This window comes from Nonomuraea sp. NPDC049725, from assembly GCF_040674795.1.
Taxonomy (GTDB): domain Bacteria; phylum Actinomycetota; class Actinomycetes; order Streptosporangiales; family Streptosporangiaceae; genus Nonomuraea; species Nonomuraea ceibae.
In genome coordinates, this window is the sequence record NZ_JBFANJ010000001.1 from 203,304 (window position 1) to 219,072 (window position 15,769).

Annotated in this window: 10 protein-coding genes and 1 pseudogene; 7 read left to right on the plus strand and 4 right to left on the minus strand. The window is 63.5% G+C overall.

The annotated features are described in order from the left end of the window. Positions 1-2 precede the first annotated feature (2 nt). Positions 3-959, minus strand: a complete 957-nt coding sequence (locus AB0J53_RS01135) for a hypothetical protein (RefSeq protein ID WP_364167708.1) — start codon at positions 957-959, stop codon at positions 3-5. Positions 960-1,741: 782 nt separating this feature from the next. Here AB0J53_RS01135 and AB0J53_RS01140 point away from each other — a divergent pair. The 4 genes and pseudogenes from AB0J53_RS01140 (at position 1,742) to AB0J53_RS01155 (ending at position 4,064) form a co-directional block, all read left to right on the plus strand. After that, complete coding sequence (locus AB0J53_RS01140) at positions 1,742-1,876, plus strand: DUF6461 domain-containing protein (RefSeq protein WP_364168527.1); 135 nt, start codon at positions 1,742-1,744, stop codon at positions 1,874-1,876. 422 nt (positions 1,877-2,298) lie between these two features. Beyond that, positions 2,299-2,787, plus strand: a complete 489-nt coding sequence (locus AB0J53_RS01145; RefSeq protein ID WP_364167710.1) for a hypothetical protein — start codon at positions 2,299-2,301, stop codon at positions 2,785-2,787. Positions 2,788-3,095: 308 nt separating this feature from the next. Further along, positions 3,096-3,248, plus strand: a pseudogene (locus AB0J53_RS01150) (excisionase); the annotation flags it as partial. A 261-nt stretch (positions 3,249-3,509) separates the two neighbouring features. Beyond that, positions 3,510-4,064, plus strand: coding sequence for a hypothetical protein (locus AB0J53_RS01155; protein ID WP_364167712.1), 555 nt, complete (start codon positions 3,510-3,512; stop codon positions 4,062-4,064). An 892-nt stretch (positions 4,065-4,956) separates the two neighbouring features. Here AB0J53_RS01155 and AB0J53_RS01160 read toward each other — a convergent pair. Next, positions 4,957-6,012, minus strand: a complete 1,056-nt coding sequence (locus AB0J53_RS01160; RefSeq protein WP_364167714.1) for a nucleotidyltransferase domain-containing protein — start codon at positions 6,010-6,012, stop codon at positions 4,957-4,959. 935 nt (positions 6,013-6,947) lie between these two features. Here AB0J53_RS01160 and AB0J53_RS01165 point away from each other — a divergent pair. Next, complete coding sequence (locus tag AB0J53_RS01165) at positions 6,948-8,837, plus strand: hypothetical protein (RefSeq protein ID WP_364167716.1); 1,890 nt, start codon at positions 6,948-6,950, stop codon at positions 8,835-8,837. 1,702 nt (positions 8,838-10,539) lie between these two features. Then, positions 10,540-11,115: a hypothetical protein gene (locus tag AB0J53_RS01170; RefSeq protein ID WP_364167718.1), complete on the plus strand. Its 576-nt coding sequence runs from the start codon at positions 10,540-10,542 to the stop codon at positions 11,113-11,115. A gap of 447 nt (positions 11,116-11,562) precedes the next feature. Here AB0J53_RS01170 and AB0J53_RS01175 read toward each other — a convergent pair whose 3' ends face one another. Continuing rightward, complete coding sequence (locus AB0J53_RS01175) at positions 11,563-12,111, minus strand: hypothetical protein (RefSeq protein ID WP_364167719.1); 549 nt, start codon at positions 12,109-12,111, stop codon at positions 11,563-11,565. A gap of 840 nt (positions 12,112-12,951) precedes the next feature. Between AB0J53_RS01175 and AB0J53_RS01180 the strand changes: the two genes are divergently transcribed. Further along, positions 12,952-13,326, plus strand: coding sequence for a hypothetical protein (locus AB0J53_RS01180; RefSeq protein ID WP_364167721.1), 375 nt, complete (start codon positions 12,952-12,954; stop codon positions 13,324-13,326). 982 nt (positions 13,327-14,308) lie between these two features. Here the strand turns inward: AB0J53_RS01180 and AB0J53_RS01185 are convergent. Continuing rightward, on the minus strand, positions 14,309-15,499 hold the full coding sequence (locus tag AB0J53_RS01185) for a hypothetical protein (RefSeq protein ID WP_364167723.1): 1,191 nt from the start codon (positions 15,497-15,499) through the stop codon (positions 14,309-14,311). Positions 15,500-15,769 lie beyond the last annotated feature (270 nt).

Here is a 15,769-nt window from a genome sequence, read left to right on the forward strand (position 1 = left end):
GCCTAGGCGATCACGCCGGTCCACATGCTCGCGGCGTTCCTGTAGACCATGTACAGCTCACTGTCGAAGTACGGCGATATGCCACTGTCATACCGGTTGTCGCCATCGGTGTCGGAGACGCTGACAGTGATGCCGTTGAGATGGCCGGTGCGGCTGCCGCTCGCATAACCGGTCAGCCACGAGGACCCGAGCGAGCCTTCCGCGGTGAACGGGGAGTTCGCGCCGATGGGACGGTCGGCCCGGAAGAGCGTGGTATTCATCGCGAAGGTCGAGCCTGTTGACCGTTCGAGCGTCTCACCCGTGTAAGGCAGGCTCCCGTCGGGATGGGGACCGGCGGGGTAGCCGAAGACGTCGACCGTCGGTGCGAGCGGCTGGTTGATCGTAATCCCCTGGGCGCCGACGTTTTCGGCCAGCCTGCCGACGTTGCTCAGCACGCCTGGAGAGGCGAGGACGACACCGCTGTACACGTTGGCGAAGGCGTAATCGCGGTCGAAATCCCGAAGGCCCTCGAAGTCAGAGTGAACAGAGGCCCGCTTCCCGACGTACAGGCCGAACGGGATCTGACCATCGGAGTAACCGGGCACGAAGACCCACTTGCCGAGCGAGCCCATCGGAGCCTCGATGTCCAGCAGGCAGTGACCTGCGGTCGCGACGAGGTTCCGATACAGAGAGTTCACCACTGTGCCGGTGCACCAGTGCGGCTCGCCGTCGCTGCCGATGAAGAACACCCGACCGGAGGCAGCGGGCGCCGACCCGTCGGGCAAGGTCGGCCCTTCCAACGGCGGGATGGAAGCCGGAGGACCACCCGGAACGATGTCCGTGGTCAGGCGTTCCCCGCCGGCCGTGGCCTGCACGGCGTACGGCGTGGCGTTCCTCAGGTTGGCGCCCCCGTCGTCGAGCCAGAACTTCGCAACGTCCTGAGCTTCCGCCGTCGTCTGAGCCAGCGGTTCCGCCCACACACTTGCTGCCTGTACCGGCCCAGGAGCGACTGCGGAGCCCAGCACGCCCAAGCCAATGCCTAACGCGACCAGTGCACGCCGCAATGTGAATCTCCGTTCGGTCAGGGGCGTCATCGCGCCCCGCCAGGATGGAGCGCCGACCGATCGACCTGGCCGGCGCGGATACCAAGATCGTAAGAACGATTCTGGCCGCTTCCTAGAAGTTTTAGATCACATGTTCGATACAATGGCGCTCGGCTTGCAAGACGTCTATCTACAGCCCGGCGCGACGACCTGCCTCGGCCACCCCGACGCCATCCAGGACGACACGGAGACGAAACCCACGCCCACGGAGGCAGAACACCGAACGTCGGGAGACCCAGCGGCAGAGCATGTCAGGCCATGGACAGCCACACGGACGGCCTAGGAGGCTTGCGGGCCAGACGAACCGCGCAGCGCAGGGATCGCCGTCCATCCCAAGCACGGCGAGTACGGCACACGCGCCCGTCACGGCGGCGACCATCCCCCACGACATCGGCCCCCTACGAACCCCGGAATCTGGACCAGGGCGTCCACAGTCCGAGCAGGATGCGTGAACGCGGACACGACGAGAAAGCCCGTCCCCGCGTTTCCGCTGCCACCAGGCCCCTTCCTGCTGTTGTGGCGGGAGCAAAGTTCGAACTTGCGCCCTTCGACCCGCCCGATGGTGTGCTCAGCTTTGCCCGGGTCGTCGGGCGTCAAGTTGATCAGGTCCCGCCTCAGCCTCCTATGGTCGATACGACGGGCAGGGCTTCGCGATCAACCTGGAGCCCCGAGGCACCAGAAAATCTAGCCGGGCCGTCCTCGCACTGGCCGAAAACCTGACGGGGATCAAGCTGACAGCACAGCTACTGGAGGAGTCGACCTATCTGTGTGCGGTCACGTCGAGCAGGGGCTGAGCAGATCATGGCCTCCGGCCAGGAGAAACGCCCCAAGATCCATACCGGCCATATTCCGGGACCTGCGACAACAGCCCGCTCACGGCAGCATCTGGCTGCATGACCCCTGAAACGCAGAAGAGGCCCCGAAGGGCCTCTGACCTGCAGCTACTGCTGGGGCAGGTGCAAGGTTCGAACTTGCGTAGGCTGAGCCGACGGTTTATAGCTCGTGACCTGTCGGGCAGCAAAACGGTCTTCCACCAGTGATGCAAGCGTGCGTCTCGGTCGCGTAGCCCGTGATCATTGCACGTGTATGGCACGGCGGTCCGGGTGATGATCCCTAACAGGCCCGCCTTCCGAGGAGCAGCTACTCAGGGGTTCGGGCTTACTGGTCTTCGAACCCTACGCACAGTTCAGACGCCGCCCAGACTCCGGAGCATCCTGTGCCTGACGACGTGACAAGTCATGAGACGCCATACCTGCGACTGCAGGCCGACTACGTCGGTCGTTTGGGGGTCGAGGTTGGCATCTTCGTCGCCGTCGACCACCTGCGACGCAAGAACTTGCTCACACCGGAGGAAGAAGGACTCTACTTCGACATCGACGACTGGTTCCGCGAGCACCTGCCCGAGCCGCCGTTCTATGCCGATGGGAACTCCATCGGCGCGATCACGTGGTTCAAGAGCGCCCCCACGGGCGCGATGCTCGCCCGTCTCGAGCCGTTGCGAGATCTATTGACGGTGCATGGAGTGCGATGCGACCTCGTACGCGCGAGCGACCCCGGCGAATTGATCTACGAGGACGAGTACCAGGTCGGTGTGATTCCCAGGATCAGAAAGCCGGTATCACCACTGCCAGCTGGTGTCACGCTTGGACCGACCACCTCGGGTTCCAAGCGGCACCTTGCCCGCCAGGCACCGGAAACCAGATGACCCGATGGACTTGCCTCGGTTCGGAAGCGGACCGTAACCACGTTGTCCGGTAAGCCGTGCCGAGGAACGAAGCACGGATCGACGATCGCCCCCAGCTTTGTGCGGTGGCCCGCCATGCAGAGGCCATCGTGAGGGCTGTGTCTGCGCGGCGGCGTGGCAACCCCGGCCGAGGCGTTCGGTCAGTACGGTGGGACCGGCGTGCGGCGCCCGGCCCGCAGACCCGCGCCGTCCGGAACCGGCCTCCAGGCCGCACTCCCGGACGGCGGGCGGGCGGAGGGCCGGGGGTACGGCGGCGCGCCGCGCCGCCGCTTGACGCACTCGGCGGCATCTCGCGCCGGACGTTCTACCGCTGGCGTAAGATCGGCAAGCCACCCCAGGGCGTCAAGTTGCCCAACGGAGAGATCCGTATCTATCGCAGCGAACCCACAGCTTGGCTGGAAGACCTCCGGGAGGCGGCGTGAACACCTGCTACGACGTGAAGTTCTGGACGATCACCCGGAACGAGTCCAGCAAGACGCTGTCCTTCGTCGTTCGCTGGAAGGTCGGCGCCGGCAGAAGTCGAAGACTCTCAGGACCAAGGCGCTCGCGGAAAACCTCCTGTCGGACCTCCGTCAGGCGGCCAAGCGTGGCGAGCCGTTCGACATCGAGACGGGACTCCCCCTGTCCATGTTGCAGGCCAAGAGCGCCGAACGATCTTCGACTTCGTCCGTGCGTACATAGAGATGAAGTGGCCTCACGCGGCGGCCAAGACCCGGGACAGCATCTCGGACGCCCTCTCCACGGGGCTTCCCGCCCTCGTGAAGGACCGGCCCGGACGCCCCGACGTCGAGTCGTTGCGGACGGCCCTGCGCAAGTACGCGCTCCTTCCCGAGAGCAAGCGGCCTGCTGCTCCTCGGGACGCGGCACGGGTGATCCGCTGGCTCGAAGGCGCCTCGCTCGATCTGGCCATCCTCGGCCAGGCCAAGACAGTCCGGCTGGCGCTCGACGCCATCGCGCTCCGCCTCGACGGCAAGGCCGCCAGCGCCAACACGATCCGGCGCAAGCGGGCTGTCCTGCATGCGCTGCTGGAGTACGCCGTAGAGCTGGAGCACTCCACCGGACGCACGACCTTGTCCCGTGGCCCTTCCAACTCAGCCGTCGAAGGGCCTCACCCGTTCCCGGCACTCGGGCGGCGGTCATCCTGGAGCCGGAGCGCCCTCGCCGGAGGCGTGGAAGCCTCGGGCGCAATCCGGGGGCTTGGTGGTCATGTTCCCGGCGTGCGATCATCTGGCTCGTGACTTCAAACAGAAAGGGCCATGCCGCGTAGGCGCCCTTCCGAGGTCCGTACGCGAGGATCGGCGTGCGGGACCCACCGAGCGTTGATCCATCACGTCCCCGGCCTTGGCCGTCGCCCCATGACCGCGGTGATCCTTGTGGAGCACACCCGGATGTGGCCGGGTGCGATAGCGGCCGCCTTGGCGGCCTGGCAGGAGGCGGCCCTTGTCGGGACTGCGGACCGCCTCTGCGGTCGGTGCGAGTGCGAGGAGTGCACTGGAGATGCGCCCCGCCGGCGGCTCGAACAGGCTCTCGTCGCCTTACCGTCGTGGGCCAGACCGTATCTGTACGCCTTGGTCCTTCCCGTCGACCAGCATTACCTCCGTCGAACCTCCCCAGCTCCGCCTGTCTCGCCCGATTCCGATTGGGCATGGTGGCAACGACGGCGTCCCCGTAGGGATGGGAGCATGTAGAGGCGAACCCTGGGGAGCCGTCCTCAAGCGGCGCGGCGCCCCCGGCCTGAGCGTTAGGTCAGTACGGCGCGGCAGACGTACGGCGACCGGCCTGCACATCCATGCCGGCCGGGACCGGCCATGAACCACACCCCCACGGTGAGCGGGGGCAAGGTGTGGCGGCGCGCCACGGGTCCGTCTTGATCTCGCTGCTCTGGACGAAGCCAAGACCGTCCGGCTGGCGCTCGACGCGATCGCGCAACGCGTGGGGCTAGGGGTAGCTGTCCACCTGCAGCGCATGGACGTCCATCACTCGTTGGCCAGCCGTGCTTGAAGTACCGCAGATTACCTCCTGGCACTATTCGCAGGGCTTCGATGCGCTTGGTAGCTGTCGGACGAGGGACTTCAATCCATTCAGTCCCACCGAAGTCGGTGAAGCAGCCTGGAAGACTCCTGAGATACCTCAGCTGGAATCCCGCGAAGTACGGCGTCTCCTCCGCTTGGACGTCACGCCATGCAGATGAGCGGTCGCGGGATCGATGCCGCGGCCCCTCCAGTGCGCTACGACCGCTCTGGCGGTTCGGCGGAGTGGGCTGCCATCCTTCCACCGAAATCGTATATGGCGCTCAACGTGGGGATCCAGGTCGGGTCCAGCATCATTGAGCGTGATGCGCTCGATGGAGATCGCGCCGGCATTCACGGCGGCCAATAGGCGCTCACGTTGATAGAGCGGTATGTGATCGTCCAGGCCCTCGAACTCAGGCAACATTGCTTCCCGTGGTGCACGTCCAGCGAGGGGGTCTGCTTTGATGGCCCGCAGCCGCTCCAAAGCGATATCCAGCCCCTCACCTCGCTGCCAGAGAAGGATCGCATCACTGTCCGCGTGGATGTCGTAGTCGATGACCAACTGGCAGCCACGCTTGCTGCCAAGCAAGCCTTGACGGATGATCGAGTAGGGGTTCCTTCCGTTGGACATCGCCCTGACGAAGTGGCCTGCCCATCTTTGGTTTCCCCGTACGCGATCGATGAAGAGGTCGACATCGCCCGGTTCCAGGGCTCCACGAGCGTAAGAGCCGAACACGTATATCTTGTCGACAACTTCCAACGGCCATGAGTTCTGGCCAGCGACCTGGCTGGTCAAGGCAACTTCGATCAGCCTCGTCCCTCTATCCCTCTTCACGTCAGTCAGTTTGGCAGACACGAACGCAACGTGTTTATTTCCTGCCGAAGCTATTTCACGGGGCGAGAGCGCCGGGGCAAGCACGCTGAGCGCTCCCAAGAAACGGGCGGCCTCAACTTCGACGAAATCTTCGCCGTGCTCGGCATCATCTGCCCCGCCATGCGCCTGGCTCCACCATGAGGCCAGTCCCACCGCTTCGCGCTCCACGTCCGTAGGCACCGATGCTTCTGGATCCTCGAAGTAAGTGCAAGGTGTGTAGCCGAGGTAGGCGACGCCAGTGCCCGGCCCTGCCGGCCGGTAGATGACAGTGGCGATGTCGCTGTCGTAAATGCTCACCATGAGCCAGGCTTCACGAGCATCCTTTCTTGATCAGGTTCGCACTCCACCCAGCGCACTCCGTCATAGCGGTGCCCCTTTGGCTGAACGTAGGCGTGCCCGCTCCGGATGTGGCCGAGCGAGCCGGGCACGGCGTGGACGTGCTCCTCAGGGTCTATGCCAATGCCTCGACGGCCAAGAAGATCACCAACAGGCGGATCGAGGACGCCCTCCCGCATGATCAACCGGCACCACCCAGAAGCGTCCCGGAACTCCGCCGGAGCCCTCTCCGTTCCCACTGGTTCGCTTCATCCCGCGTGTATCCCGGATCATGCTCCAGCTTCACACATTCGTTGCGCACACAACTCCAGCCACCGGGGCCGGCGGTTGTACTGGCCAACATGCGACCGCACTGCTCGGTCAATCAATCGGACTTGCGGATCTAAAGCGTGTTCGTAGAGCTCAACCTCAAACGGATCGCTGTCGTACCCGATCAGTGGGCAAGAGCTTCGCTGTCCTGCTCAACCGAACCACGTTCGCGGACATGCTTGCGCCACTCATCAGCGCTCGCCCGGCCGTGTCCACCCTGTCAATGCCTCTCACGTTAAACCAAACAGTCGCTCGACAGGCACCACGTGAGCTCGCACCACGGCGCGCATCCCCCTGTTGACCTTCAGCGCCTCGGGGCCTCAAGGATCGCGTTGGCTTACTGCCTCGCCGCCGGCCTTCCGCCGGTGTGACAGGTGGTCATTTCGAGCTCGAATTACTCAGCGTCGATCTTGACGCAAGGGGAGCAGTATGGGTATATCTTGTCGCTTCTCGTACTGGTGAGCGATAAAGGGGAGATCATGTTGTCACTCAGGCGATCCAGCAGCGATACGTTACGGACCCGCCCTCCACACCTCCGATTAACCCGTCGGCTGTTGACTTGCGCCGCCGCCGTGGTCACAGTGGCGGGTTTGTTCGTCGCGCCCGCCACCGCCGCCGACTCCTTCACAGCCCTCGGGGTCTACCCCCAGAGCATCACCCCTGACGTGGCCACCGGGGCAGGCAAGGTGTTCGTCTCGGTCGGCGATCAAATCACTGTCTCAGACACCCAGGGCTCGCTCACCGGCGCCGTCACCGGCCTGCCGGGGGTCAAGGGCCTCGTCACGACACCCGACGGCACACGTCTGTACGCGGCGCTGAGCGGCTCCAACCAGGTCGCCGAGATCGACACTGGTTCCCTTGCCGAAATCCGGCGGATCGACCTGGCAGCGTACCTGTGCCCCTCGAATCTCTCCATGGCCGGCGGTCGGCTCTATGTCGGGTACGGCTGCAGTTACCAGAGCAATGGCGGTGTCCTCAGCCTCGACGTGGCCGCGGCCTCGCCCGAGCCCATCCCCATAGAGGCGCAGCTGTTCAACACGCCGCTGGTGGCTGCGGCAGGGCAGACGCTGGTGGTCGGCATCACTGGGCTCTCTCCCGGCGCCCTCCGCATTTATGACATATCCGGTGCCGACGCCACCTTCCGCGGAGTCGTCAGCGGCCACACGTATGGCCTGAGCAATTTGCAGGACATCTCCATCTCCACAGACGGCTCGACGGTGTACTCCGCCTTCGGCGCTCCGGCGAGATACGACGCTTGGAACACCGCTGACATGACCCTGATCCGGAGCTACCAGCTGGATGTGGGGAGCCGCGGCGGTGCCGAAGCGGTCGCGGTCAGCCCGGACGGCGATCACCTCCTGGGTGTGACATCGTCCGATCTGGACGTAGCCGTGTACGACACGACCACGGCCGAGAAGACGTTCACGTACAAGGACCGTCTCTTCGAGATATTCGCGGGAAGCCTCGTATTCACCGGCAGGGACGTCTTCGGTGTCGTGCGCGAATCTGGCAACGCCTCCGGCAGGATTCACCTGCTGCGACTGCCCGACGTGACCCTCGCGGCTTCGACCCTGACCCTGACGGCTCCTGCCGCTGGGACCATACTGCAGCCGCTCACCCTGGAGGGCCGGCTCTCCTTCGCCGGAGGCGCAACCCCGGGTGAGCGATCCGTAGTGGTGACGCGCCGTCTGCCGGACGGTACCCGCCAGCCCCTTCCCGAGATCACGACCGACGCGGACGGCACCTTCAGCATCACTGACACCCCGCAGGTCAGCGGCACCATCACGTACGACGCGCTCTTCGACGGCAGTCCCGATTTCCGGTGGAGCAGGGCGTCGGCCACCATCGCGATCGCCAAGGTCAGGTCCTCCGTCGGCTGGGCTCCCGCTCCCACGTCGACCCTCTTCGAACCGTTCACCTGGGACCTCCGCCTCTCTCTGGCGGATGGCTCGACTCCCGGCGCACAACGCGTGGTGGTTACCCGTCAACTCCCGGATGGGACCATCGAGCCCCTCCCCGAGATCACGACCGACGCGGACGGCACCTTCAGCATCACTGACACCCCACAGACCACCGGGATGATCTGGTACGAGGTGAGATGGGCCGGTGATTCCGTGTACGACGCAGTGAGGAGCTCACACGGCTTGAGGGTGGCCAAACTTCCGGCCACTCTCCAGCTCACGGGGCCGGAGACAACGGTCGTCGACAGGCGCATCGAACTGAGCGGCACACTGGACACCGGCGACAGGCTTCCATCGTCGGGGACCACCATCACGGTGCACCGCACTGTGATGAATCGCAACGGCACCGTCACGACCACGCTGCCATCGCTGCCGCTCGAGGGCGATGGGTCGTTCGGCTTCACTGACACACCGGAAACCAGCGGCGAATACTCCTACACCGTGGAGTGGGCCGGAGACGCCTTCTTCCTGCCCGCAGAGCACAGCCACGTGGTGGTGGTCCGAGGCCCGCTGAGCTAGGGCCTGGGCCAGTACGGAATCCTCCTCAGGCCGGAGAGTAAGCCGTGAGAGGCCGTAGAGCACCGGGGATCGCTGTAGATGGCTGGATACAAAGAGAGGCCGTCACCGCGTTCCCCCTGGTGACGGCCTCTTGCTGCTGGTGGGGCAGCAGCAAGGTTAGAACTTGCTTATTACAGCTCGTGACCTCGAATCAGCCTCCCCAACCTTCCCCCCTTCCCCGGATGGCCGACGCCCGCCACAGTCGGGAAGCCATGAAACATTTCCCCATCCGCTCGTCGTCCTCCATGAGAGGTGACGGAAGGATGGTCGAGAGATCCTCATCTACCTCGATCTTGTATTGAGTGGCTATGGCGGCAACGTAGAAGCCCATCGAGATCGTAGATCGCCGAGTGCCAGACCGAAGCGATTGGACCCGGCGAGTCCCATCCGATACCCGAAGTATCCGCCTTGCCGATCGCTTGGTGATTACAGCATCAAGCATATCGTCCCCGCGTGAATGCGTGAGGACATCCTCCCGGCGGCAAATGCGGACTATGCCGAACCTGCGCTCGATGAGGGCTGCTCTGGAGACTTCGGCGTTTGTGAGGGCGCTGCTCCAAAGGGAAGCGACACGGAGCTTCGCCAGGCAGGTGTTCGTGTTGTCTCGACGAAGTTCTCGCCTCCGTATAGGGACTCGTAACGAATCTCCAAGTCGAAACGCTGCTCCACGAGGTCTCGAAACGTCTTGTGCTTGGATGCCTCGTAGGATTCCACACTGAGCAGGAAAGTCGTGTATCCGCTCGGAAGCCCGGCCCCCTGCACTACTGTGGAGGCGCGGGCATAAGTCGCCATCTCCCCGCGTACCAGGCGCGAAGTCTCCTTGGTCCACGCCCCCATGAGTTGACCATCCAACCAGATTCAAGTACCGGTGATGATCGCTGGGCCAAGGCCCCCATTGACAACCATGAGACCTGCTGTGTGGCCTGGAGAAAAGCTGACACGTAATTGGAGAAGTGGTCGAATCATGTGCTTGTTATGCAGCCTGGTGGATCTCAACTGATATATCGAAACCACTAGAGATGCAACGGCGATGACGACAGCACTGATTGCGGTAACGGTCTCCGCTCCCATACGACCCCCGTCGCGGTTCGGTCTGTAGTGCAAACGTAAAGCGGTCGCGAGAACAGGGCAACCCTCTGGCCTATTGGCCAATGCCGTCTAGATAGCGATCTTGCTGATACGTAGGCGCGATCCGCTAGTCACGTAGCAAGGGCCGACACGGCTACTCGGTGAGCCAGGGTGAGGAACGAACCTGGGTCTTCGATCGCGCCCGACCACGTATGGCGACCGGCCATGCAGTGGCGATCGTAGGGCCGCATCTGTGCGGCGGTGCGGCAACCCTGGCCAGGGCGTTCGGTCGGTACGGCAGGTCGGGCGGGCGGTGCCCGGCCAGGTGTCCCGCCGTCGTCCGGGACCGGCCTCCAGACCGCACTCCCGGACGGCAGGCAGGCGGAAGGCCGGGGTACGGCGACGCGCCGCGCCGCCGCTTGGGTACGCAGTAGAGCTGGGGGAGCTTTCGGCAAATCCGCTGCACAAGATCAAGTGGAGGCCGCCCAAGACCACTGAGACCGTAGACCCTCGGGTCGTCGTCAACCCACGTCAGGCGCAAGAACTGCTGACTGCCGTGACGTACGTAGGCCGACGCGGCAGAGGCCGGCGACTGATGGCCCTCTTCGCCTGCATGTACTACGCCGCCCTACGCCCGGCCGAAGCGGTCGGCCTTCGACTTCAGGACTGCCATCTCCCCGCCTCCGGCTGGGGACGCCTCACCATCGACGTCTCCCGGCCGGAGGTGAACACCCAATGGACCGACACCGGCAACGCACATGAGGAACGCGGCCTCAAGCACCGCGGCAGACAGGACGTCCGCCCCGTGCCCATCCCGCCCGAACTGGTCAGGATTCACCGCGCCCACATCGCCGAGTACGGAACGGCCAAAGACGGCCGCATCTTCCGCCGTGAACGGGGAGGCGTCGTGGCTTCAACGGCCTACACCGAGGTCTGGCAGGCCGCCCGCCTCTTGGCCTTCACTCCCGCGCAGGTCGCCTCCCCGCTCGCCAAACGCCCGTACGACCTTCGGCACGCAGCAGTGTCTCTCTGGCTCAACGTGGGCGTCTCAGCCCCGGACGTGGCCGAAAGAGCCGGCCACAGCGTCGATGTCCTCCTGCGGGTCTACGCCAAGTGCATCGACGGACAGCAGGACATCGCCAACCAGCGGATCGGCGACGCCTTCGCATGACGCACTGCCAACCCCACCCCCGAGCCCCGGCCACCACCGGGGCTCTTGTTCTTGGCCACGTACTGACCAAAACCAAGGGCCGACCTGCGGGAACGTGCTCAAGATCATTGCACGTATATTGGTGGACCAGCGACAACGGGCCGCTCAGAGCGGCATCTGGTTGCACACCCCTGAAACGCAGAAGAGGCCCCGTAGGGCGTCTGACCTGCAGCTACTGCTGGTGGCAGGTGCAAGGTTCGAACTTGCGTAGGCTGAGCCGACGGTTGTACAGCGGCTGACGTTCCTGACCGCATCAGGCCTCTGACCTCGGCGTACGATTCCCGCTTTTTCCTTGCCCGGGAAGATCATCCCACGTATATCCCGCGGGGCAGAGCCAACCAACGAGCTCGCTGGAACCTGCTTCCAGATCGGTTCAATGCAAGTCAGTGGCTGTGTACGGTCTTCCCTTCAGCAGTACACCTGCCATTCCTCATCAGGGACACAGCCCTCTGTGACGTCACAGACACGATCAGCCCACTCGCGGGCAACGAAAACCGGACGCGTCAGGAGGATGTCACCAGCGCGTTGCGCACGCAGCACGAGCCCAAGCTCGTCAGCTCCAAAATCTCCGTACTGCGAGTAGCGGACCGCTTCCGGCAGTCCCCGTGACCGCATGTGATCAATGAACAGATCAACCAACTCGGACGGCACACGTCCAACCAGCCGGAGGCCGTCCATCGTCACCTGAGGACCATGAAGCGCATCAACCGCGATGCAGGACAGGCGACCAGACTCGCCGTAGTACGTCGTCAGAGCATCCCCGTAAGAGGTGGGCAGACGGAACCACGCCAAGCGCCCTCCCCACCCGCAAGGACCTGTGGAAGGGGGATCCGCATCCAGCGCAGCAATCACCTCGTCATGACTCATCCCGAACCGTAGCGGTCCAACGCCGACGAGCGGCGTGAAATCCCACTGCAGACGTTCCCTATCGCCTAAAACAGCGCCTACAGGTTTCATGGATTGCAGCCTTTCGATGCCCAGTCAGCTCATCGCAGCCGCACCCTACCGTGCAAGCAGAAACACATGTTCGGGGTACGCCCTCCAGATGACTGAGCAGTGCGTCATGGGCTTCAGCCACATCATTCCTCTCAATGTCGATCGTCCTCACCAGCCCGGCGACGAAAGGTCACCCCGCTACCTCGGTGAGCCAGGGTGAGGAACGAACCCTGGATCGTCGATCGCCCCCAGCCATCTACGGCGACCGGCCATGCTGTGGCGATCGTCGGGCTGCATCTGTGTGGCGGCGTGGCAACCCCGGTCGGTGCGTTCGGTCCGTACGGCGGGGACGGCGTGCGGTGGCCGGCCCGGTGTCCCGCCGCCGGCCGGGACCGGCCCCCAGGCCGCACGCCCGGACGGCGGGCGGGCGGAGGGCCGGCGGTACGGCGGCGCGCCGCGCCGCCGCTTGATCTCTATGAGCACAATTCGGCAGCGCTCTAACTCCAAGACCCTCATGAGCCTGGTTCGGCGAGACCGTCCGCTTTCCAGGCGAACCGACTGCCCTGGTTCCGACGTTCCAGGCTGCAGTCAGACGTCGTGTGATGCTCGCGACGTGCGCTCGTGTTGGCCAAAGTTGTCGTCATCGTTGCCGTCAACAAAGCTCGCTACCTCGCTTGGGCATTCGGTCGAAGAGCCCCAACGGTGGGCGCGACCATCAAAGCAAATGTGAGTGTCTTAACAGTAAGCATGCCGCTTCTAACGCGCTGTCGGCGCGTGCCTCTTGCGTGCGGTAGGTACTTGTTGACTCGACGGAGTCACCGTCTCCAGGGCTTGTCGTCGTCGATCGCTACGCTGCCCCGCATGAACCAAACGGCCACGATCGAGACTTGGCGTCGTCTGCTGGGCCCTGCCAAGTCTTGGGTGCTGTTCGCCCACGGAACCTGCGTGATCTTGATGGAGCCAGCGGAGGATCTCGCGGAGCAGGCGACCTCCCTCCTGAGGGAGTACGGTCCCGTTCGCGCTGGCACACCGGCCGGAGACTTCAACACCGTTGACCTGGACGATGCACCCGGCTGGGCCGTAACCGGCCACCACCCTGACATCCTCACCTACGTCGATCCCGGTGAATTGGAGAACCACGACGACCTCACGGTCGGCCTCTTCGGCCGTAGCAAGCGGGGCCAAGACGGGCACGATCTAACCGTCATCCATGTCGAAGACAAACGCGCCTTCTGAGGCCAATCCCTTGTTTACAAGTGAGAACTTGATCGTCCACGGACGTCCATCCTGCTCGCGAATGCCTGCTCGGACCGGAGGTATTGGCGCAGCCAGTCCACCGCCGTCCAATGTCATCCGAGGCCGTCGTTAGCACTCCCGTTAGCAAGATCGGCGCCTAGCCCGCGTACCTTCGATGGCGAGTGGACCCGTACTGCAGGGCCGCCAGGCCCGAGGAACGGAAGCCGCGCGGCAGCTCTCACCCAACCTCAACAAAACAGTCGGCGACACCCAACAACCGGGCAGTTGCAGGGGCCACGTCATCCCGCACGTACTCCGGATCATGGGCCTCGACCTGGGGAAACGCCTCCAGATTCATCCCGCGTATATCCCGTGACCACTGGCAAACGGGCGCTCAGAGCGGCCTTCGGCTGCACACCCCTGAAACGCAGAAGAGGCCCCGAAGGGCCTCTGACCTGCAGCTACTGCTGGTGGCAGGTGCAAGGTTCGAACTTGCGTAGGCTGAGCCGACGGTTTTACAGGGCGTCACTCGTTCTGATGTCCGACAGTCTCTGACCTGCGGTTCAGCCCTGCCTAGGAGAACCTAGTTCAGAGATCATTCCGCGCATTCTCCGGATCATGGAAGGCGGCATCTCTCCCGCTGGTTCAGGCCTCAGCATGGAGCTGGACCGCAACAATCCGGCTCAGTGAGCCGTGCTGAGGAACGAAGCACGGATCGTCGATCGCCCCCAGCGCTGTACGGCGGCCAACCATGCAGTGGCGATCGTAGGACTGCATCTGTGCGGCGGCGTGGCAACCCCCGGTCGGCGCGTTCGGCAACTACGGCGGGGCCGGCGTGCGGTGCCCGGCCCGGTGTCCCGCCGCCGTCCGGGACCGGCCCCCAGGCCGCACGCCCGGACGGCGGCGGGCATAGGGCCGGGGTACGGCGGCGCGCCGCGCCGCCGCTTGATCTCTATAAGCAGAATTCGGCAACACGAAGAAGTCAACGGTGGCCATACCGCTGCGGCTTAAATTGACTAAGACTAACGCTATCTCGCGGCATTCTAAGGCCTTGTTGCGCAAGCAGGGTAAGTACGCTTCTTCCGGTACCCAGAGGAAGAGATGAAGCCGAATGAGCCAAAGCAACGGGGATGACCGCATTGGGGTACAAACGCGTCTGCAGGAGATCAAGCGTCTCCAGTGTCACGCGAAGAGTGGGGTACGACGTAAATTCTTCGGCGGCTGTCCGCTGAAACGAGCCATCCAAGAGCTGCCGGGGCTTCTCATACGGATGCCCTCCTGGCACCCGCGGCACGGTCACTACAAGAATCTCCCCCGTCGTAGTCTTGTAGAAGAATCTACGACCGTAGAACTCATCTTTTCCGTAGAAGTGATCGGGACGCTCGTTGTTGATGTACTCATTCACGTACGGCGTATCCAGCATCATCACATACCCATTCGGAATGTGCTTCTGGATAGCGCGTGCGTGATCGCAGAAGTTGCCCTTCTTTTCGATTCCGACGAGTAGCGGTGGCGCAATGTCGCGCTTTTCTAGTTCAGCGCAGAGCAGCTCCCAATACCTCAGAAACCTGGACTTCATGGGAGCCGTAGTGCCGTAAACGGCCAGCGGCCCATCGGTTACGAACAGCCCTTGCGACAAACGGGCAGCACTGTGTCGGTAAAAACCATCTATATAGGATACAAGCAGCAGTCTTTCAGCGATGTTCATACATTGATTCAGCGCCCGAATATTCTCTCCATCTTTAGTGTAATCCTCATAAATACGAAGCACGTCAGTCGCATATAGAGATGCTCCGCACAACGGTTCACTGCACTTGCCGCCGGTTTGCATAACTGTCTGCGGTGTTAGACCGGCAGAACCGCAGGTTGGACATTTGCTTAGTGTGATCTCTGTGGCGGCCGCTCCAGGACGTTCATGGATCGTCATAAGAGCGTCAATCAGAGAGAACTTTGTACCGAAGTCTGAGATCCCCGCTTCAGAGAAAGCCTGGGCGCACTCCATCCGCCAACTGTCAATGCCGGTGGCGCCCTTTACGAAGACGTTTGAGCCCGGCAGTACACTATTGACCGTCTGAGTTATCTGCGCTTTTTCCAGCTTCCGCGCATCCACTAAGCCAGTTTCGTTGGCTTGAAGAAAGCGCAGGATGTCCACATAGACGCCAGCTATCTGCATGAACCCCACCCGAACCGAGGGATAACCCGAGCGCGCCTCAACCTCTTGGTTGGATCCGTCGAATGCGATCGTAAATGATGGATCCGGCCGCTGATCCCTGGGGAGGTCGTCTAGAGGTACCAGTCGGCTCGTGATGTGAGCAGGCGGGTCCTCGCCAACGTCTAGGGACGGCGTCTCCCACCGCTTCATCGCCTCAGCGATGACTGGACTCAACGCCGCAGGCACGTGGCCGATTCGCGAGGCACGTTCTTCAGGGTATGGCATCCTGGC